Origin of the sequence: Rahnella sp. CJA17(1/100), assembly GCF_963881615.1 — a bacterium.
GTDB classification, from domain to species: Bacteria; Pseudomonadota; Gammaproteobacteria; order Enterobacterales; family Enterobacteriaceae; genus Rahnella; species Rahnella aceris.
In genome coordinates this window covers 290,255-310,539 of sequence record NZ_CAWOJA010000044.1, presented here as the reverse complement: position 1 = coordinate 310,539, position 20,285 = coordinate 290,255, and the positions used below count along the sequence as shown (strand labels likewise).

Annotated in this window: 22 protein-coding genes; 12 read left to right on the top strand and 10 right to left on the bottom strand. The window is 50.0% G+C overall.

Annotated features, from left to right (window positions below; all coding sequences use genetic code 11):
- Positions 1-186 precede the first annotated feature (186 nt).
- Positions 187-1,365: a formate-dependent phosphoribosylglycinamide formyltransferase gene (gene purT / locus AACU55_RS18365; protein ID WP_112152151.1), complete on the top strand. Its 1,179-nt coding sequence runs from the start codon at positions 187-189 to the stop codon at positions 1,363-1,365.
- 90 nt (positions 1,366-1,455) lie between these two features.
- Here purT and AACU55_RS18360 read toward each other — a convergent pair whose 3' ends face one another.
- On the bottom strand, positions 1,456-1,638 hold the full coding sequence (locus AACU55_RS18360) for a YoaH family protein (RefSeq protein WP_013576184.1): 183 nt from the start codon (positions 1,636-1,638) through the stop codon (positions 1,456-1,458).
- A 161-nt stretch (positions 1,639-1,799) separates the two neighbouring features.
- Between AACU55_RS18360 and pabB the strand changes: the two genes are divergently transcribed.
- The 4 genes from pabB (at position 1,800) to AACU55_RS18340 (ending at position 7,395) form a co-directional block, all read left to right on the top strand.
- Entirely contained in the window at positions 1,800-3,176 is a 1,377-nt protein-coding gene (pabB, locus tag AACU55_RS18355; RefSeq protein ID WP_134705886.1) for an aminodeoxychorismate synthase component 1, read from the top strand.
- Positions 3,173-3,775 (top strand): CoA pyrophosphatase, encoded by a 603-nt coding sequence (locus AACU55_RS18350; protein ID WP_013576186.1) that lies wholly within the window; start codon positions 3,173-3,175, stop codon positions 3,773-3,775. Before pabB ends, AACU55_RS18350 begins: the two co-directional genes overlap by 4 nt.
- Before the next feature lie 207 nt (positions 3,776-3,982).
- Positions 3,983-5,347, top strand: coding sequence for an L-serine ammonia-lyase (locus tag AACU55_RS18345; protein ID WP_013576187.1), 1,365 nt, complete (start codon positions 3,983-3,985; stop codon positions 5,345-5,347).
- A 455-nt stretch (positions 5,348-5,802) separates the two neighbouring features.
- Complete coding sequence (locus AACU55_RS18340; protein ID WP_013576188.1) at positions 5,803-7,395, top strand: EAL domain-containing protein; 1,593 nt, start codon at positions 5,803-5,805, stop codon at positions 7,393-7,395.
- A 76-nt stretch (positions 7,396-7,471) separates the two neighbouring features.
- On the opposite strand, the gene AACU55_RS18335 is transcribed toward AACU55_RS18340, so the two are convergent.
- Positions 7,472-9,031, bottom strand: a complete 1,560-nt coding sequence (locus AACU55_RS18335) for a TerC family protein (RefSeq protein ID WP_037037410.1) — start codon at positions 9,029-9,031, stop codon at positions 7,472-7,474.
- A 591-nt stretch (positions 9,032-9,622) separates the two neighbouring features.
- On the opposite strand from AACU55_RS18335, the gene manX reads away from it, so the two are divergent.
- From manX to mntP, 5 genes are all read left to right on the top strand, one after another.
- Positions 9,623-10,585 (top strand): PTS mannose transporter subunit IIAB, encoded by a 963-nt coding sequence (manX, locus tag AACU55_RS18330; protein ID WP_037037407.1) that lies wholly within the window; start codon positions 9,623-9,625, stop codon positions 10,583-10,585.
- Between the two features lie 90 nt (positions 10,586-10,675).
- Complete coding sequence (locus AACU55_RS18325) at positions 10,676-11,473, top strand: PTS mannose/fructose/sorbose transporter subunit IIC (RefSeq protein WP_013576191.1); 798 nt, start codon at positions 10,676-10,678, stop codon at positions 11,471-11,473.
- 11 nt (positions 11,474-11,484) lie between these two features.
- On the top strand, positions 11,485-12,327 hold the full coding sequence (locus AACU55_RS18320; RefSeq protein WP_013576192.1) for a PTS mannose transporter subunit IID: 843 nt from the start codon (positions 11,485-11,487) through the stop codon (positions 12,325-12,327).
- 106 nt (positions 12,328-12,433) lie between these two features.
- Positions 12,434-12,892 (top strand): DUF986 family protein, encoded by a 459-nt coding sequence (locus tag AACU55_RS18315; RefSeq protein ID WP_013576193.1) that lies wholly within the window; start codon positions 12,434-12,436, stop codon positions 12,890-12,892.
- A gap of 210 nt (positions 12,893-13,102) precedes the next feature.
- Entirely contained in the window at positions 13,103-13,675 is a 573-nt protein-coding gene (mntP, locus tag AACU55_RS18310) for a manganese efflux pump MntP (protein ID WP_134705885.1), read from the top strand.
- Here the strand turns inward: mntP and rlmA are convergent.
- The gene (gene rlmA / locus AACU55_RS18305) at positions 13,663-14,478 is read right to left on the bottom strand and encodes a 23S rRNA (guanine(745)-N(1))-methyltransferase (RefSeq protein WP_134705884.1); all 816 of its coding nucleotides are present in this window, start codon (positions 14,476-14,478) and stop codon (positions 13,663-13,665) included. The genes mntP and rlmA overlap by 13 nt on opposite strands.
- A gap of 146 nt (positions 14,479-14,624) precedes the next feature.
- On the opposite strand from rlmA, the gene pgeF reads away from it, so the two are divergent.
- Entirely contained in the window at positions 14,625-15,326 is a 702-nt protein-coding gene (gene pgeF / locus AACU55_RS18300) for a peptidoglycan editing factor PgeF (protein ID WP_112152147.1), read from the top strand.
- Positions 15,327-15,385: 59 nt separating this feature from the next.
- Here pgeF and cspE read toward each other — a convergent pair whose 3' ends face one another.
- From cspE to AACU55_RS18285, 3 genes are all read right to left on the bottom strand, one after another.
- The gene (cspE, locus tag AACU55_RS18295) at positions 15,386-15,595 is read right to left on the bottom strand and encodes a transcription antiterminator/RNA stability regulator CspE (RefSeq protein WP_002221949.1); all 210 of its coding nucleotides are present in this window, start codon (positions 15,593-15,595) and stop codon (positions 15,386-15,388) included.
- A 41-nt stretch (positions 15,596-15,636) separates the two neighbouring features.
- Positions 15,637-15,753: a DUF2627 domain-containing protein gene (locus AACU55_RS18290; protein ID WP_071823629.1), complete on the bottom strand. Its 117-nt coding sequence runs from the start codon at positions 15,751-15,753 to the stop codon at positions 15,637-15,639.
- A gap of 1,123 nt (positions 15,754-16,876) precedes the next feature.
- Positions 16,877-17,866, bottom strand: a complete 990-nt coding sequence (locus AACU55_RS18285) for an MBL fold metallo-hydrolase (RefSeq protein WP_013576197.1) — start codon at positions 17,864-17,866, stop codon at positions 16,877-16,879.
- A gap of 187 nt (positions 17,867-18,053) precedes the next feature.
- On the opposite strand from AACU55_RS18285, the gene AACU55_RS18280 reads away from it, so the two are divergent.
- On the top strand, positions 18,054-18,344 hold the full coding sequence (locus AACU55_RS18280) for a hypothetical protein (RefSeq protein ID WP_112198421.1): 291 nt from the start codon (positions 18,054-18,056) through the stop codon (positions 18,342-18,344).
- A gap of 60 nt (positions 18,345-18,404) precedes the next feature.
- On the opposite strand, the gene AACU55_RS18275 is transcribed toward AACU55_RS18280, so the two are convergent.
- The 4 genes from AACU55_RS18275 to mgrB all read right to left on the bottom strand — a co-directional run bounded on the left by AACU55_RS18275 (position 18,405) and on the right by mgrB (position 19,774).
- Positions 18,405-18,641 carry a DUF4060 family protein gene (locus AACU55_RS18275; protein WP_013576199.1) on the bottom strand — a complete coding sequence of 79 codons (237 nt, stop codon included), beginning with the start codon at positions 18,639-18,641 and terminating at the stop codon, positions 18,405-18,407.
- Between the two features lie 135 nt (positions 18,642-18,776).
- A complete protein-coding gene (locus tag AACU55_RS18270; RefSeq protein WP_013576200.1) occupies positions 18,777-19,079 on the bottom strand; it encodes a phage protein NinX family protein in 303 nt (100 codons plus the stop codon).
- A gap of 149 nt (positions 19,080-19,228) precedes the next feature.
- Positions 19,229-19,501, bottom strand: coding sequence for a YebO family protein (locus AACU55_RS18265; protein ID WP_013576201.1), 273 nt, complete (start codon positions 19,499-19,501; stop codon positions 19,229-19,231).
- 144 nt (positions 19,502-19,645) lie between these two features.
- Positions 19,646-19,774, bottom strand: coding sequence for a PhoP/PhoQ regulator MgrB (gene mgrB / locus AACU55_RS25775; RefSeq protein ID WP_437127735.1), 129 nt, complete (start codon positions 19,772-19,774; stop codon positions 19,646-19,648).
- Positions 19,775-20,285 lie beyond the last annotated feature (511 nt).

Sequence of the window (20,285 nt, the reverse complement as noted above, 5' to 3'; positions counted from 1 at the left end):
GGGTAAATGATAACAGAGACGCCCGCAGACTGCCTTAAACGGCAGAAAACAGGCTAAAAAAATCCTGCTTTTATTCCCGCTTAAATTTATCAACAGCACTGCGCAATCGTTTTCGTCGACAATAATTTCAGATATACTGCGCGCCGAAATTCCTATTTTCCTTCACACAGATCTGGGTACGAAGCTATGTTAACCATTGGTACTGCACTGCGCACTGGCGCCACCCGCGTCATGTTATTAGGCTCCGGCGAACTGGGCAAAGAAGTGGCGATTGAATGCCAGCGACTGGGTCTGGAAGTGATTGCCGTTGATCGCTACGCCGATGCACCCGCGATGCAGGTCGCCCATCGCAGCCATGTCATTAACATGCTGGATGGCGATGCACTGAAACAGGTTATCGAAAGCGAACACCCTGATTTTATCGTGCCGGAAATCGAAGCGATTGCCACCAGCATGCTGGTCGAGCTGGAAAAACAGGGTCACAACGTCGTGCCTTGTGCTGAAGCGACACGCCTGACCATGAACCGCGAAGGCATCCGTCGTCTGGCTGCCGAAACGCTGAAGCTGCCCACTTCCACTTATCAGTTTGCCGATGATGAAGCGGCTTTCCGTGAGGCGATCGACGCCATCGGCTATCCGTGCATTATCAAACCGGTGATGAGCTCTTCCGGTAAAGGTCAGAGCCTGATCCGCAGTGCCGATCAGTTACAGGCGGCATGGGATTATGCCCAGCAAGGTGGCCGTGCTGGCGGCGGACGGGTCATCGTCGAAGGTCTGGTGAAGTTTGATTTTGAAATCACCCTGCTGACGATCAGCGCCGTTGATGGCATTCATTTCTGTGCGCCAATCGGACACCGTCAGGAAGACGGTGATTACCGCGAATCCTGGCAGCCACAGCAGATGACAGACCTTGCATTGCAGCGCGCCAAAGACATCGCAGAGAAAGTGGTGAAAGCGTTGGGCGGTAAAGGCCTGTTTGGCGTTGAACTGTTTGTTTGTGGTGATGAAGTGATCTTCAGCGAAGTGTCACCTCGCCCGCACGACACCGGGATGGTAACGCTGATTTCTCAGGATTTATCAGAGTTCGCCCTGCATGTGCGCGCATTCCTCGGTCTGCCGGTGGGCAATATCCGCCAGTTCGGCCCTTCCGCTTCTGCCGTAATCCTGCCGGAACTGACCAGCAACAACGTGACGTTTACCGGCCTGGAAAACGCACTGACCGGTTACAACCAGATCCGTCTGTTCGGTAAGCCGGAAATCAGTGGTAAGCGCCGTCTTGGCGTAGCGCTGGCGACGGCGGACAACGTTGAAGACGCCGTGGAACAGGCCAAACAGGCAGCGGCTGCAGTGGTGGTTAAAGGCTAATCCATTCCTGACGCTGAGATGAAAAAAAACCGGACGCCTGAAAAGAGTCCGGTTTTTCTTTGCAGCAAAGGGAAACTGCGGAGCAACGTTTTATTCGTCGTCTTCGTCATCAAAAATGACGGTCACACGGTCGCCTTTATGCGTTTCGCGGATTTCTTCTGCAACTGTCGCAATGGCTTCGCCGCTGCTCATGCCGTTTTCCATTAACTGGCGGATACGATCGGCGGCCTGTTCTTGTTCGTGATGTGATAATGAAGGCATACCTGTCAGCATGGGAGTGTCCTGTTGTACGGGTGATAATAAAAAGCCCGCGCAGTGCGGGGTTGCACAGTATACGCCTTATTCACGCAAATCGCCTGCGCTGCTTTCAGGCAGCCCGATCTGTGTTAGGATCCTGAAAAATAGTCACTGCGCCAGAGAAACTCATACCCGTCATGCCATTCGCCCAACCCGTTGTTTTCCATTCATTACCTTATCAGCCCGATGCAATAACTGAACGGTTCGCGCCGCTTTCTGCTTTGCCGTGGGCGATGTTACTGCATTCCGGTTCGGCACAGCACCAGCATAATCGTTTCGATATTCTGGTGGCCGATCCGCTGATCACGCTGACCACACGTGGCAAGCTAACGCAGATTGAGCACAACGGCATGGCCGAAACCCGGGCAGAAGATCCGTTTGCTTTACTGGAAGAGCAAATGGCAGTGGCCGGTTTACAGGCAGAAAGTTCAGCGGATTTTCCTTTTCTGGGCGGCGCACTGGGTTTGTTTGGTTATGACCTGGGGCGCCGGATAGAAACATTGCCTGAAACTGCAGAACGGGATATTGACCTGCCGGATATGGCGGTAGGGATTTATGACTGGGCGCTGATTGCCGATCACCATTTACAGCGCCTGACGCTGATTTGCCAGGGTGACATTTCTGAACGTTTACGCTGGCTGGCCCAGTACCAACCTGTTCCTTCTCCTGCGCCTTTCCGTTTACATGCGCCGTGGCGGGCAAATATGAGCCGCGAAGAATACGGTGAGAAATTCCGTAAGATTCAGGAATATATTCACAGTGGTGATTGCTATCAGATCAATCTGGCGCAGCGGTTTTCGACAGAATACAGCGGCGATGAATGGCAGGCTTTCCTGCGCCTCAATCAGGCTAACCGCGCCCCTTTCTCCGCGTTTCTGCGTCTGCCGGAAAATGCCGTTGTCTGTCTTTCACCTGAGCGTTTCATCTGGCTGAAAGACGCTGAAATCCAGACCCGCCCGATTAAGGGAACGCTGCCGCGCTGCGAAGATCCGAGTGAGGATATGCAGCAGGCAGAACGACTGGCGGCATCGGAAAAGGATCGCGCCGAGAACCTGATGATAGTCGACTTGCTGCGCAACGATATTGGCCGCGTGGCGACACCCGGCAGTGTGCGGGTGCCGGAGCTGTTCGTTGTGGAGCCCTTCCCCGCCGTCCATCATCTGGTCAGCACGATCACCGCCCGGTTACCCGAAACCTGTCACGCCAGCGCCTTATTGCGTGCCTGTTTCCCCGGTGGCTCCATTACCGGTGCGCCCAAAGTGCGTGCCATGGAAATTATCGAAGAACTTGAACCGCAACGGCGCAACGGCTATTGCGGCAGCATTGCATATCTGAGTTGCTGCGGCACGATGGACAGCAATATCACCATCCGCACATTGCTCACCGCACAGGGCAAAATTTACTGCTGGGCGGGTGGCGGGATCGTCGCTGACAGTCAGGAACAGGCGGAATATCAGGAAACTTTTGATAAGATTGCCCGTATTCTGCCTGAATTAGGAGAAATACAGCCGTGACGCTGCTGGAACAACACGCGCCCTTACAGACGTTTTCACCTGCTGTGGAAGATTTCATCCTGCGTTTTCAATTGCAGCAGCCGCGCCTGCCTGCTGCGGCGTTGCGCGGAACCCGCCACGCCGCTGTGTTGATCCCGATTATCTGCCGTCCGGAACCGACCCTTTTACTGACGCGCCGCTCCGATCAGTTGCGTAAACACGCCGGCCAGGTCGCCTTTCCCGGTGGTGCAGCAGATGCTTCCGATGCCTCAATTATTGCCACCGCATTACGCGAAGCGCATGAAGAGGTCGCGATCCCCCCTGAACAGGTTCATATATTAGGCACACTGTCGCCGCAGGACAGCAGCAGCGGTTTTCAGGTCACGCCGGTTATCGGGCTGTTGCCTGTTGATGTACCACTGCATCCCGCGGAAGATGAAGTCGCCGAGTTGTTTGAAATGCCGCTGCGGGAAGCCTTTGATCTCGCTCGTTATCACCCTCTGGATATTCACCGCAGAGGCACTCACCACCGGGTTTATCTGTCCTGGTATCAGCAACAATTTGTCTGGGGGCTGACGGCGGGAATCATCCGTCAGTTGGCCCGGCAGGTTGAAGTCTGAGCTCAGTGATTACATTACGATCACACTTTTGCATCAAATAAGTTTATTTCATGCGAAAAATGAAACTTTTGCCTCTCAGCCCTTTTAAACTATAAGTCTATCCATAAGAACAAGAGACCCGTCCATAAGGGCTGTCTCTGGTGTTGGTTCATTTATGGAAGCCAGGGATCCCGTTCCCTGCCGCAATCTATTACAGGAGTATTCGACGTGATTAGCGTTTTCGACATGTTCAAGGTCGGGATTGGCCCTTCCAGTTCCCATACTTTGGGCCCGATGAAAGCAGGCAAACAGTTCGCTGATGACCTGCTGGAAAAGGGCATGATGCCTGCCGTTACGCGTGTCGCCGTGGACGTTTTTGGTTCTTTGTCTCTGACAGGTAAAGGCCACCACACAGATATCGCCATTATTTTAGGTCTGGCGGGCAATCAGCCAGATACCGTCGACATCGACGGCATTCCGCATTTTATCCGCGACGTTGAGCAACGTGAGCGTCTGCCGCTGGGCGGAACCCAGCATGAAGTCGATTTCCCACGTGATACCGGTATGGTGTTCCGCGGGGAGAATTTACCGCGTCACGAAAACGCCATGCAAATTCACGCTTTTGCTGGCGACAAGATGATTTACAGCAAAACCTATTACTCGGTCGGCGGCGGCTTTATCGTTGATGACGAGCATTTCGGTCAGCCTGTGCTGGATGAAGTGGCGGTGCCGTACAGCTTTAATTCGGCCAGTGAAATGCTGGCAAAATGTAAGGAAACCGGGCTGTCATTATCCGGCCTGGTGATGAAAAACGAGCTGGCGCAGCACAGTAAGCAGGACATTGAGCAGTATTTCGAGAAGATCTGGCACACCATGCAGGCCTGTATCGATCGCGGCCTGAATACCGAAGGCGTTCTGCCTGGCCCGTTGCGGGTGCCGCGTCGTGCTTCTGCCCTGCGCCGGATGCTGGTGTCAAACGACAAACTTTCCAGTGACCCGATGAACGTGATCGACTGGGTGAATATGTTTGCCCTCGCGGTTAACGAAGAAAATGCGGCGGGCGGACGTGTCGTGACGGCGCCCACCAACGGCGCATGCGGCATTGTGCCTGCGGTGCTGGCGTATTATGACCAGTTCATTCAGTCGGTCAGCCCGGATATTTATCTGCGCTATTTCCTGAGTTCCGGTGCTATCGGTATTCTGTATAAAATGAATGCGTCGATTTCAGGCGCGGAAGTGGGCTGTCAGGGCGAAGTTGGCGTAGCCTGTTCAATGGCGGCGGCAGGCTTGACGGAATTGCTGGGCGGCAGCCCGGAACAGGTGTGCGTTGCGGCCGAAATTGGCATGGAACACAATCTGGGATTAACCTGTGACCCTGTTGCCGGACAAGTTCAGGTACCGTGCATCGAACGTAATGCCATCGCGTCAGTGAAAGCCATTAATGCCGCCCGTATGGCATTACGCCGCACCAGTGAGCCGAGAGTTTCACTGGATAAAGTCATTGAGACGATGTACGAAACCGGTAAAGATATGAATTCCAAATATCGGGAAACCTCGCGTGGCGGTCTGGCGATTAAGGTTCAGTGCGACTGATCCGGTCGAAAAGATGACCTCTTCCTGCGGTATTTTCAGGTTGTATTAATTTCAACCAATTTACCGCAGGAAATACCACCTGGCCGGTAGCCGGCAGCAATAAAACCTTCGCTAACAGCAACCTGTTGTATTATCAATACATAATGGTAGTGAGACTTGCATTATACCCTGCAGGTGCGGCATGCTGATTTCCGCCTGATTTCCCTGTCCGGGTCCCCCTTATTACGTCTGCGTAAATGTCGGAAATGGACAGGAAAAACCTCAGTGACACTGTCACCTGTATGTTTTTTTTTCGATTTGAACAGAGAAATATAGGGAGTTTGCCGCTACTCAAACTGAGCGCCCGACGATTTACAGCTACTCTCTATAAAAACGAAATGGCTGTTACGCATCGGTAACCCTTTAAAATAATAATTTTGAGCCTGCCTTTAACTCGGGATAAAAGGATTAGAACGATGCTGTTCTCCCAGACCGGACTCGCGAAGTATCGCTACTATCGCATTGCGCTCGCCAGTGCAATGGGGATATGTACGCTGCTTCTGACGCTGGGCATTCGTATCTACGAACAAGCCCAGGTTATCGCCGAAGATCAAAAACGGGTGGCTGTTCACACCGTTGAAAAACTGGAAAAATTGCTTGAACCCGCTTCTCCGGCCGGCAAAATTATTCCTTTCGACCAGACACTCGCCTGTAAGGCACAGCAACCTCTGTTGCAGCAAACCGTCGCCCGCATGCAAACATTACGTTCAATCAGTCTCGTCAGCAACGGCACCATTGTTTGTTCAAGCCTGGTGGGCACGCTGGATCTGAATTTCAATCAAACCTTGCCTTCCTTCGCACAGGGTAAAACCCAACTTGAGTTGCGCGCCTCGAAATGGAGCCGTGTCAATACACCGACGCTGGTTTTATGGCATCCGACCACACCGGATAATCTTAACGGTGAACTGTTTGTCTATAACATCGGGATCTTGTCGAATTTCCTGCTCGAGCCCCAGCCGCCTTATGCCAGCCACATCGTTCTCAACGTCGGACAACAAAATCTCGAATACGGCAAAAATTCAATCATCAACACCAGTGCCCTGCCGCGCGCCCCTTTGCTGAGCGCCCGATCGGAAAAATATGATTTTGCGGTCTCTATTTATGGTGAAGAAGCCAGCACACTGGCCTGGGAGGAGCTGTTTTCACATCTGCCGCTGTCGGTTCTGATCAGCCTGCTGACAGCAACAGCCATATATCTGTTCTCCGGCAGTCGCATCAGTCTGGCTTATCCAATCAGCCACGGCATTTCCCACCGCGAGTTTAAAGTTTATTGTCAGCCCATTATTAACAGTACGGATGGCCGTTGTATTGGCGTGGAAACACTGATGCGCTGGAAAAACCGCCGGCAGGAATGGGTTTCGCCCGATGTGTTTATTCCTCTGGCAGAACAGCACGGTTTAATCATTGCGCTGACACGCTATCTCATTCAGACAGTCGCTGAAAATCTGTCCGTATTTCCGGCAACGCCGGGTTTTTACGTCAGTATTAATGTTGCAGCACAACACTTTAATAATATGGAAATTGTTGATGACATCCGAAAGCTGTGGCTTCCGGCGCAGCCGTCAGTTTCTCTGATGCTGGAGCTGACGGAACGGACGCGGTTACAGGAGTTACGTGCTGCTGAGATTTCACAGTTGAAAGAAATGGGTATTCTGCTGGCCATTGATGATTTCGGGACGGGTCACAGTTCCCTGAGCTATCTCAAAACCCTTAATCCCGATGTGCTGAAAATCGATCAGGCGTTTACGGCCTCAATTGGCACCGATGCGATTAACGCCACCGTCACAGATACCATCATCACACTGGCGCAGCGTCTCAATCTAAAGCTGATTGCTGAAGGGGTGGAAACCCGTGAGCAGGTAGATTATCTGCGCGAACGCAGGGTCGATTCATTGCAGGGCTATTACTTTGCCCGCCCGATGCCTATAGAAGTATTCCCGATCTGGCTGGAACGTTATAAAAAAACTACGCAAAACATGGAATTGCAGGATAATACAGATCCGGTCTGAAGGTGGGAGCCCGTTTTCCCCGACCATAAAAAACGGCGACCTGAGTCGCCGTTTTACATCCCGAAATAAAGCCCCGTTACTGGTCTTCATCCCATTTGTCTTCTGATTTCAGCCGCGTAATACGCACGCGTTCGATACGGTATTCCGACACGTCAAGAATTTCAAAGTGCAGCGACGCCATTTCGATCACTTCACCCACGACCGGCATTTGTCCTGATTTCGACAGCAGCAGCCCGGCAAGAGAAGCAAAATCGTCGTCGGCATTCACCAGCGTTTTGACGTCCAGAATTTGCTGCAACAGATGCAAATCGGTTCCGCCTTTAGCAATCCAGCTATCACCGTCAGTCACGACGTCCGGCGTTTCATCTTCGTCCGGGAATTCACCCGCGATGGCCTCCAGCACATCCAGCGGCGTCACCAGCCCCTGAATCACACCAAACTCATTGCTGACCATCACCAGACGACCTTTGGCTTTACGCAGAACGGCCAACAAGTTGATGACGTCCATGGTTTCCGGCACCACAATCGGCGGCGTTTTTTCCGCGAACGCGACAATGCTTTCACCGTTTTCCAGCGCCACCAGCAGATCTTTGGCACGCACCACACCGATAACATCATCCAGTGAATAACGGCAAATCGGGAACAGGCTGTGCGGCGTATCGAGAAGCTGACTGCGGATTTCGTCCGGTGACTTTTCACAGTCTACCCAGGAAATCTCGGTGCGTGGCGTCATGATGCTGCGCAGGGAGCGTGACGCCAGCGTCAGCACGCCGGTGATCATGTGACGTTCTTCTTCCGCAAAGGTTTCACCGGCTGGCAATACATCGCCAGCGGGCTCATCTTCATGCTCATTCTGGCGTTTCCCGCCCATCAGTCGCTGAATAGCTTCCGCTGTACGTTCACGCATCGGACGGCTGGACTGGCTTTTCAGGAAGTTGCGGCGCGCAATCTGGTTGAACAATTCAATCAGGATAGAGAAACCAATCGCGGCGTACAGGTAACCTTTCGGAATGTGGAACCCGAAGCCTTCAGCAATCAGACTCAGACCAATCATTAGCAGGAAGCTGAGGCATAGCACCACGACGGTCGGATGGTTGTTTACGAAACGGGTCAGCGATTTCGATGCCAGCAGCATCACGCCCATGGCGATAATCACTGCAGTCATCATGACGGCCAGGTTATTCACCATACCGACGGCGGTTATCACCGCGTCCAGCGAGAAGACCGCGTCCAGCACAACAATCTGCGCCACTACAGCCCAGAAGCTGGCATAGCCGCGATTCGTTGCTCCATGCTCGTCATGCCCTTCCAGCCGCTCATGCAGCTCGGTGGTGGCTTTGAATAGCAGGAATATCCCCCCGACTAACAAAATCAGATCACGGCCGGAGAAACTGAACTGCGCAATACTGAACAGCGGCGTGGTTAGTTTCACCATCCACGAAATCAGTGACAGCAAACCTAAACGCATGATCAGCGCCAGCGAGAGGCCGATGATACGGGCTTTATCACGCTGCTTCGGCGGCAGTTTATCAGCAAGAATGGCAATAAAAACAAGGTTGTCGATACCCAGAACAATTTCAAGCACGACAAGCGTCAGCAAACCGACCCAAATTGAAGGGTCCATCAAAAATTCCATGTCAGACTCCGCAATGAGTTAAAGAAAAAAGACGCACAAAAACACCACACCCCAGGCTGTCAGATGACCGTCCGGAAGTATTGACTGCAGAAATAGCAGATGAAAGCGGTTTCAGTGCGGCTGAAATCAGGCCCATCGGGGCAGATTTGCCGGTAAGAATGAGGTGAAAAAGCGAAGAATAGTGACGTCGGTGACAGTCCATAGGGAGGGCTGAGGCCCGGTACTCCTGTTCAATTATTCGGAAAATCACTTTATCAGGAATGATTATTTGAAGAAAGAGTGATCTTTTACCTTCAGCATCAGTTTGTAACATCTATGCTGTTTTAATGTGCGATGTGAAACCGTATTCACAATACGTCGTTCAATAACGGACAGTCGTCACAAAAATTATTTTTTCGCACACTAAAATAAATCACGTCGCACAACCCGTTGAGGTTCTGCCATTTATAGTTTTGCAGTCTTATCAGAAATTAAGGACAGTCAGGACGCACGGAATGCCCCGTCCGCCTCAGGAATAAAAACGGGCGGATATCATCAGCACCATTACTTATGTGCATAACTCTTTCCCAGAGTTAACAGAGGAGGTAGCGAGTGAGTATTGCTATTATCATCGGCACGCACGGGTCAGCAGCTGAGCAATTGCTGAAAACAGCGGAAATGATTTTAGGTGAACAGGATAATGTCGCCTTTATTGATTTCGTTCCCGGCGAAAACGCCGAAACCCTGATCGAAAAGTACACGGCTAAGTTGGGTGGTTTAGACACCAGCAGCGGCGTCCTTTTCCTGGTCGACACCTGGGGTGGCAGCCCGTTCAATGCCGCCAGCCGTATTGTTGTCGATAAGGAAAATTACGAAGTTGTCACCGGTGTTAACATCCCGATGCTGGCAGAGACTTTCATGGCACGTGATGACAATCCTGCTTTCGCAGAACTGGTTGCCATTGCAGTGGAGACGGGTCGTATCGGCGTAAAAGCGCTGAAAACCCCTGAACCTGCCGCTCAAGCCCCTGCCGCCGCCCCTGCGCCAAAAGCAGCCGCCCCGGCGAAACCTGCCGGTCCGAACGACCATATGAAGATCGGCCTTGCCCGAATCGATGACCGTTTGATCCATGGCCAGGTAGCGACCCGCTGGACCAAAGAAACCAACGTGACACGCATTATTGTTGTCAGCGACGAAGTGGCTGCCGATACCGTGCGTAAAACGTTGCTGACTCAGGTTGCTCCTCCTGGTGTTACCGCACACGTTGTTGACGTTGCGAAAGCCATTCGTGTCTGGGATAACCCAAAATACGCGGGCGATCGCGTCATGTTCCTGTTCACTAACCCGACAGATGTTCTGCGTCTGGTTGAAGGTGGCGTGACCATTACCTCCGTTAATATCGGTGGTATGGCTTTCCGCCAGGGCAAAACTCAGGTGAATAACGCCGTGTCTGTCGATGAAAAAGATATCGAAGCATTCAGGAAACTGAATGAAAAAGGTATCGAACTTGAAGTGCGTAAAGTCTCTACTGACTCACGCCTCAAGATGATGGATCTCATTAATAAAATGAATTAATAAGCGCACCGTTGTTGGCAGATTCCCTCAACGTTATCTGTCTGGTGTGCCTGTTTATACTCAGCGTCCTTTGGTCATAGGAGAAGTGCAATGGAGATCACCACACTACAAATTGTGCTGATATTTATTGTCGCATGTATTGCCGGGATGGGTTCGATCCTGGATGAATTTCAGTTTCACCGTCCGTTAGTCGCCTGTACTTTGATCGGTTTTGTTCTTGGTGATGTAAAAACCGGGATCATCATCGGGGGTACTCTGGAAATGATCGCGCTTGGCTGGATGAACATCGGTGCTGCCGTTGCGCCGGATGCTGCCCTCGCCTCTATCATTTCTACCATTCTGGTCATCGCAGGCGGTCAGTCTGTCGGTGCTGGTATCGCACTGGCGATCCCGCTGGCAGCAGCAGGTCAGGTATTAACCATCATCGTTCGTACCATCACCGTCGCCTTCCAGCACGCAGCGGATAAAGCGGCTGAAAAAGGGAATCTGAGCGCGATTAGCTGGATCCACGTTTCAGCGTTGATCCTGCAGGCAATGCGTATTGCCATCCCTGCTGTGATTGTTGCTGTGTCTGTGGGTACTGCTATTGTTCATGACTTACTGGCTTCAATCCCTGAAGTGGTTACCAACGGTCTGAACATCGCCGGTGGTATGATCGTCGTCGTGGGTTACGCCATGGTCATCAACATGATGCGTGCTGGCTACCTGATGCCGTTCTTCTACCTCGGTTTCGTTACTGCTGCATTCACCAACTTCAACCTGGTTGCACTGGGTGTGATTGGTGTGGTGATGGCTGTTCTTTACATCCAGTTGAGCCCGAAATACAACAAGTCTGCGCAAGCGGCGGCTGCACCGGGTGTTAACGATCTCGACAACGAATTGGATTAAGGGTGAAGGACATGGTTGATCAAACTGCAGTTAAAAAACTCACGGCCAGCGATATTCGCGGTGTGTTTATACGCTCCAACCTTTTCCAGGGGTCATGGAACTTCGAACGTATGCAGGCTCTGGGCTTCTGCTTCTGTATGGTGCCTGCAATCCGTCGTCTCTACCCTGAAAATAACGACGATCGCAAAGCGGCTATCAAACGCCACCTGGAATTCTTTAATACCCATCCTTACGTTGCGGCTCCGGTTCTGGGTGTGACGCTGGCGATGGAAGAACAGCGTGCCAATGGCGCACCTATCGACGACGCGGCCATCAACGGCCTGAAAGTCGGTCTGATGGGACCTCTGGCCGGTGTGGGTGACCCGATCTTCTGGGGTACTGTGCGTCCGGTGTTTGCGGCATTGGGCGCGGGTATTGCGATGACCGGCAGCTTGCTGGGTCCGTTGCTGTTCTTTGTTCTGTTTAACCTTGTACGCCTGCTGACCCGCTACTACGGCGTGTCTTATGGCTACAAAAAAGGTGTCGATATCGTTAACGATATGGGCGGCGGCTTCCTGCAAAAACTGACCGAGGGGGCGTCAATTCTCGGCCTCTTTGTCATGGGGGCCCTGGTTAACAAATGGACACACGTTAACATTCCGCTAGTCGTGTCGAAAATCACCGACCAGACGGGCCATACCACCGTCACAACTGTCCAGACTATTCTGGACCAGCTGATGCCGGGTCTGGTGCCATTACTGCTGACCTTCGGTTGTATGTGGCTATTGCGGAAGAAAGTGAATGCGTTGTGGATCATCGTTGGCTTCTTCGCCATCGGTATCTTCGGTTACTGGATTGGCCTGCTAGGTCTCTGATAACCTTCAAAGCCGGGGAAATCTTTCCCCGGCTTTTTTGTTTCTGCTATTTATCTCTTTGTCATTTTTACTTTGCTTTGCCTGATGGCTGTTAGCTGGAGTTTTCATGTCTGTAACCGATATCGTCCTCGCCCTTTTCACTCTCCTGTTGCTTGCCTACGCCATCTATGACGAATTCATCATGGGTACACGCAAGGGTAAAACTCGCCTGCGGGTCAACCTGCGCCGCCGTAACAGACTCGATTCGATTATCTTTATCGGTCTTCTGGCTATTCTTCTTTATAATAATATCCATGCGAATGGCACCGTTATTACCAATTATTTACTGATCGGCCTGGGGCTGATTGCTTTCTATCTCTCTTTTATCCGCTGGCCAAAAATGCTCTTCAAAGAGGAGGGCTTTTATTTCGCCAACACTTTCATCACCTACGATCGGATCCGCAGTATGAATCTTTCTGAAGACGGTATCCTGGTATTTGAATTAGAACAGAAAAAGTTATTAATTCGCGTAAACGAACTGGATGATCTTGAAAGAATATATAAAATTATGGTTAATAATCAATAGCTTGAATTTAGACCATGAGTTATCAGTTATAGCATGGTGCATATTTCCCAGGATTTAAGTTAACCTTACAGATAACAATGTTGATAAATACCTTGTCAATAATATTGTTATTCCCCAACATACGGCATTATTTAAAACCCCATTTTATTTGGTGTTGTCCCGAATAAAAATAGTGTGGTAAGGTTGCGCCGTCATTTGGGGGCTATTCTCGTGAACTTATCCGCTACGCTTATTCTTGCATTTGGCATGTCCATGGACGCCTTCGCCGCATCAATTGGCAAAGGCGCCAGCCTTCATCGTCCTTGCTTTCGCGAGGCCTTCCGCACGGGTTTTATTTTCGGTGTCATAGAAGCCATAACGCCACTGATTGGCTGGTATCTGGGCTTATTTGCCAGCCAGTACATCATGCAGTGGAGCCAGTGGGTCGCGTTTACCCTGCTGTTTATTCTGGGCGCACGCATGATCATCGCAGGGCTAAAAAATAAGCCGGAAGATAACCTGACAACGGCAACCCGTCACGGGTTCTGGATCCTGGCTGCAACGGCTATCGGCACCAGCCTGGATGCTCTGGCGATCGGCGTCGGTTTAGCTTTTCTTGAAGTGAACATCATCCTTACCGCGCTGCTCATCGGCATGGCGACCATGGTGATGTCAACGCTCGGGATAATGGTCGGGCGTTTTATCGGCCCGCTGTTAGGCAAATGGGCCGAAGTTTTAGGAGGTGCGGTTCTGATCGGAATTGGGTCGAGCATCCTGCTGGAGCATCTGGGTTATTTACGCTGATGTATCCTGATGAGGAAGTCTGTCTCGCATTCAAAGGCTGTCTGAGCTTTTAAGTTGGCCATCACTTCTTCTGTCGCCCGCCATGCAAATGGCGTCATCTGCAATAAATCAAACGCCTGTTCTCCGGAAAGCATCATGTCATAGGCGAGCGCTTCCGTACTTATCCGGTCAAAACCTTCCAGCTGCTCATCGAGATCAACATGCAGTTGTACATCCTGGTATATCAACCCTTTCAGCTGATATAAATGACGTGGTCCCGGTGCCACCGTAACCACCAGGCCGCCCGGTTTTATCGCCCGGTACAATTCCTGCGCCTTACAGGGTGCATAAATACGAATGACCGCATCCAGTGAACCCTCAGCAAAAGGTAAGCGATGGCTGGAAGCCACACAAAATGACACATCGCGATAACGTTTGGATGCATAACGGATGGCCACTTTCGCGACATCCAGCCCAAACACTTTCAGCGCACGTTTTTGTGTGAGCCTCTCAGCGAATGCGGCGGTGTAGTACCCTTCCCCGCAGCCAATATCCAGCAATGTGTCCGCCGTTTGCGCGATGACGTCGTCCAGAATATCTGTCAGACGGTCACGCAAAGGCTGGTAATGGCCTGCATCAAGAAAAGCACGACGCGATATCATCATTTCCGGGCTGTCACCCGGCTGCTTTGAGCGTTTGTGCTGTACGGGCATCAGATTGACATACCCCTCTTTTGCGTTATCAAACTGATGGTTGGCGGGACAACACCATTGCTGACCGGTCAGCGTAAGCGGCTGGAAACAAAGCGGGCACTGATAAGTCATGCGGAAAACCTGCAAGAAAAGTCTGAGGGGGCGAAAATTCGCAATAGTGTTAAGTCTAAAGAAGGTGCTCAGGGGTTGCAACTGCTGGAAAATCCCGCTCAAAGGCGGCTACACTGGTTGCATAACATTTTCTAACGAGACACAAGATGAGTGACCACTCAGCTTTACTCAGTCAAATCCCCGGTATTGTGCATGGCTTTGGCGATAAACAGGCGTTGCTGCCTGAACATCTGCAAAGCTATGAAGCGACCTGTCCCGGAAAAAAACAGGTACACGGCACACGGATTGTCGATGTGACAGTCGCAGGCCAGGAATGCGGTGAGGCAGATGGCTTCATCACCGCTATGCCGGGCATTCTTCTTGCCGTTTTCACTGCAGACTGCTTACCGGTAATTTTCTGTCGCAAAGATGGCAGAGAAGTTGCGGCAGTGCACGCAGGCTGGCGCGGGCTGATTGACGGCATTCTGGAGCAAATGGCACAGCGGATTAATCAGTCGGGTGATACTTCTGACTGGTTTGTTTCTGTCGGCCCGTCCGCAGGAGCCTGCTGTTATGAAGTCAGTCAGGAACTGATTGATACTTTTCTGCAGCGTCTCGATTTACCCCCTGCACTCATCTCACCAAGCCACCGCCATCTTGATCTGGTTGCCATTGCTGAAGCCAAATTGCGGGCGTTAGGATTTTCAGGCGTTGATCGTGCAGGCCGTTGCACGATTTGCTCGCCCGATGCAGCCGGAACCGGATTCAGGTACACGAGTTTTCGCCGTAACAGCCATCAGCGGGCACAAGACCCGACACACCCGGGTATCAGCGGACGTAACCAGCAATCAGGGATCATGATCCTCTGAGCCTGAACGGCTGACACAAAAAAACCCGCCTTGGCGGGTTTTTTTACAGCTAACGCTGCTTAGATTGCAGTTACGTTAACTGCTGACGGGCCTTTCTGGCCGTCTTGGATTTCGAACTCTACGTTCTGGCCTTCAGCCAGAGTTTTGAAGCCGTTACCCTGGATTGCAGAGAAGTGTACGAACACGTCTTTGCTGCCGTCAGCAGGAGTAATGAAACCGAAACCTTTAGACTCGTTGAACCACTTAACTTGACCTTTGATCTTTGCCATCTTGAGTATTTCCTTTGGATTGTTTAAACCGCCCAGCGGCGTTACATAGACAAACTAGAGTCGTTACTGCTTGAGGCACTAAGATTAGAATCGGCAGAGAAGCGGTATTCAACGTGAACGTCTTTACTCAGAACTTCTATACTGAAAATGCCACACATATACAGAACTGTACCTCGTTTTACCCAGATGCGTTATCACATACTCTGAATTCGATGGCAAGCCATTTTTAATCAGTGATGGACATGTCGCACATATTTGAGCCGGTTAAAGGCACTTCGTGTTCAGTTAAGCTGAAATATGTTGATAGACATGCTTTTTTCTGCTTTGCAGTTTTACCTGCATATCAAACAAAACAATAACGACCTGTTTCGATTATTGATCATTTAATGCAGAACCGTAAGCGTAAAACACACCTTTATTTGAATTTTTATTGCGGGAGCCCGCTAAAACTCTCCGCTTCTGTGCCCATTCGGCACAGCTTTACAGGCCTTACAGCGTGAGATCAGGTCCGGTGACAGCGCATCACACGGCGTTTGCGGCACTTGTGCAACAGAACGGGCATATGCACAACGTCAGTGCCTCCCAATATGACTGGTTATGCAATAATCAATTACGCTTTAGACGGATAAAATGGTGCAAAACAAACAGTGAAAATCAATAAATGCACCTTAACTGTGCGCCTGTACTTCCTGTCTGATAATAGCCCAAACCCAACCGGCTTCAGGCAAAATGAATTCCAAATTACGACACCCGGTAATGACTATTTTTTATCGTGGTGATTTTGACAATATAATGAATTAAAGTTTGCGAGTTGGTTAAAACAACATAACAGTTTGCCGATACTCCCGGCCGCCTTATTCAAATACTAAATATCCATATGAAAAACTAATATTAATTACCGTGATCAAAATCCCATATCAGCTTTCTATTCATACTCAGATCACGCTAAAATCGTCTCATTATCTGCCAGAAGCCAACCACGATAGTCTGACAGACAACCCGCCTGCGTTGCAGGCAGGCGAAGCGCAGTTCAATGCCCTGTTTAGCAACAAAAAAATCCATTTTTTCTGACAAAAAGAAGTCTCTCCGCGCTTACAAAAAACATTCTGTTTTGATAAAGATGAATTGAGCAGGTAATTAATCTATCTGACCTAATAATTAACATTCACATAACACACACAAAGTGTAAGTGTTATAAAAAATGCCACCCAACTGATAATACTTCTCATTTCATAGGTGAAGTGGCTACTTATATATTCCCAATACCGGTGGAAATGATATTCAATCTTTAGAAATGCTTGCGCCAATTTTTAATGGTTTAAATTCCATTTCAGGCGATTCACTTTGACTTATGGCTTCCGCTAATTCAATCAGTGGCTGATCCAGTGATTCATCGGCTAATTCAAAAACCCCCCAATGAATGGGAACCGCCTTTTTACAACACAGCTCAGTAAACACAGCCACAGCCTGTTGAGGGTCCATATGTTGCGCACGCATGAACCATCTTGGTGCATAGGCGCCGACAGGAATTGCGGCTAAATCGAAAGGTCCCAGACGTTGTCCAATTATTTCGAACTGATTGCTGTACCCGCTGTCGCCGGAGAAAAAGAACCGCAAACCGGGATGGCTGACCACCCACCCACACCAGAGAGACCGGTTTCGATCCCATAATGTCCGCATACTCCAGTGGCGCGCCGGCACAGCTGAAAACTTCAGCTCACCAAACTGCTGCTCATCCCACCAGTCGAGTTCCTCGATGTATCGTGCCCCGCGCCGCTCCAGCCAACGCTTTATGCCCAAAGGCACCATAAATTGCACTTCCGGGAAACGTCGCAATAGCTTGCGGACCGTCGCGCTGTCGAGATGGTCATAATGATTGTGGGATAACAGAACAACATCAATCGGTGGAAGTTCTTCTACCGTCACAGCAACCGGCGTTTTTCGCTCAGGCCCGTAGAAACTGAATGGCGAAGCACGATGAGACAATGCAGGATCCATCAGGATATAGCGCCCGGCAACACGCAGCAATAAACAGGCATGTCCTAAAAACCATAAACGATCATCAGACCCGCTGAAGTCGGCAGCCTGCCACCACTGGCTGACAAAATGTTCGTAACCTTTCGCCGGAGGCGCAGGCAGGCGAAGTTCCTTGCGCTCTTTCCTCCAGCGTTTGAGATCACCCTCCTGCCGGTCATGGGGTTCGGCATTGGTAAAACCATCCGGTGTGTGATGTGTTTTTGACGGGTCGTAAAAGGGATTTTTACCTGACATAAGGCTCCATGAGATCACTATTTTATCGGCGGCAGCGTAAAGCCATGATGCAGATTAATTAGCATACTTATTGAGCGCACTACAGATCGAAAGTGAAAAATTATGTGGCAGTTCAGCCACTACGTGAGGTTAAGAAAATCTTAATAACTTCATGTTTAACTGATGATGTTCAAAAAGGAGATTATTTATGATCAGGAACACAACAAAAGACCGCAAAACCTTTGCGTCAAGGCTGACCCATATTATGCAGATCCAGGCACAATATGGACGTTTATGGCTGCGTTCCCGCTTTCGCCGGATGACCGTTCCGACCTCAGTAAAGATTTTCCTTCTCGCCCTGCTGGGGCTGACGGCGTTAGTCATCACCGGAACATTGCTGTTGATCCTCGATGTCATCGCACTGATGCTATCTGTTATGAAACGGCCTTTTCAGCGGGGTAACCTCCGGCAGCGTTATCTGATGAGAAAGCCTGTATAACGAAAAACCGTGGCGGATATCTCCGGCACGGTTTGAAGTTACAGAAATGCTTTCCGATTATCAGGCAGGCATACCACAAAGTTTGGTGAGATTTCTGGCACCAATCATGAGGGTGGCAACATAGGATTGTCTGCGGGTCACAACTTCGACCGCAACACGCGCATCTTTATATTTGATGAGATAGGTGGAAGGCCAGCCCTGCCGGCGTTTGCCGTAGGCTTTTTCATGACTGTCGATAGCTGCATGAGCAACCACCAGATGGGAGAGAGTTTTATCACCTTTAATGATGCGCTTCATAATGGACTCCGCCTTAGACACAACTGTCAAAATGAGGAAACATTAATCACTTGATACGCATCGCTTTATGCGACGCTTATTCGAATCACTTCTTTGCAAAACTTTGTCACTATCTGAGTATCTCTGCGCTTTTGTTTATACGCAAGTCTTACTAAGCAGGAAACATACCATAGCGGCACGAAGGGGACGTTTGCTTTGCGCCTGCCATTGGCCTTGAGGACTGCTGATTTCAGCAAGCCAGAGAGGATTGCTTTGCAACTCTTTAAAATTAATGCTGATTTTGTTGGCGCAAATGATCGGCCACGCATCGGAGGGGTTGTTGCAATAATCTTTGCCTTTCATTCCGCCATAGGGATACCACTTCTCAGGTTCCTCTCCGGTCAGTAAGGCTATGTTGTGGTTCACTTCACTGTCGTTTTCTTCAGACCATTTGATCATCAGTTATTCCATCCTGCAGGGCACATGCGTGGAGACTACCGGAGGAATAAGACAGTTTTATGAAGGAAGATCAGAGAGGAAGAGAAGGAAAGATATGCACGCCGCGTATCAACGAAAAACCCGCCGGAAGGCGGGTTAACAAAACAACATTATCTTTCAGGAATAAAACCACGCAGGCTGAGCGCAGAGTCATCGTCTGCCTCAACAGAAGACACATTGCCCTTTGCCTGTGCAGCCAGAATTTTAAGTAATTCGGTCTGCTGGCGTTGCTGCTCAGCGATCTCCTGTAACAGAGCAATCTGTTCATTTGCCCTGACACTGGCACGGCTAACGAAAAACCATACCAACAGAAATAACAGTGCTGAAAGTGCACACAGCACCAATGAGGCCAGGCTGTTTTGGCCCATTGCGAAATCAAACATTGACTACCCTACCACTGAATGTTCAGAGCGTTCATCTTACCATCCCCGACAGGCCAGGGAAGCTATTCGCAAAAAAACAGGGTTTTCTTACTCCCCCGCAATCAGCGCAAGCATTGAGCAAAAAGACATTCAGGCAGGCATCCGCTAAAAAGGAATGAATGAGGTGATGGCACATACGCCCAGATCAAAGTTGCCCCCCTGATCACAGTAACTGTTTAACGCCAGCAGATACAGGCCGATGCAGATGAGCAGAAAAAGAACGAACGTAATGATCCTTCGGACATTGAAAACAGGCTTTTTCAATTTAATGGCAGGTCTCTTTTGGTTTAAAAAGCGTCTATCAGGGCTCAAAGGCGACGTCCGGCATTTGACTGAACAGAAGGACATAGTACGACGAATATCCTAAACAACGATATAACGAAAGTACGGCTTTTACACGTGATACAACGTGTAATAATCACCTACGTAAATCAAACAATAAAATGTATAAACTTTATCTATAAATAGCGGGTAATCCTTGTTTGATCCTGGTCAAGCAAAGTAATGTTTACTCCGCTGTATTTCTGATAACTCCCATTCAATAATTTCTATAAAATAGACATTTTAATAAAAACCATAACCCTGTTTATTAAGAAAGGAACAGAACGTGAAATAACGCATTAATTCTCGCAAGGCTCATGACAGAAATCTGACTCCTGTTTCGGGTGCTGACAAGATAAGCGGGATTACGCCTTGCGTCATATCCACAAGACCGGAGGAACGCAAGCCTAATAGCAGTAAATTT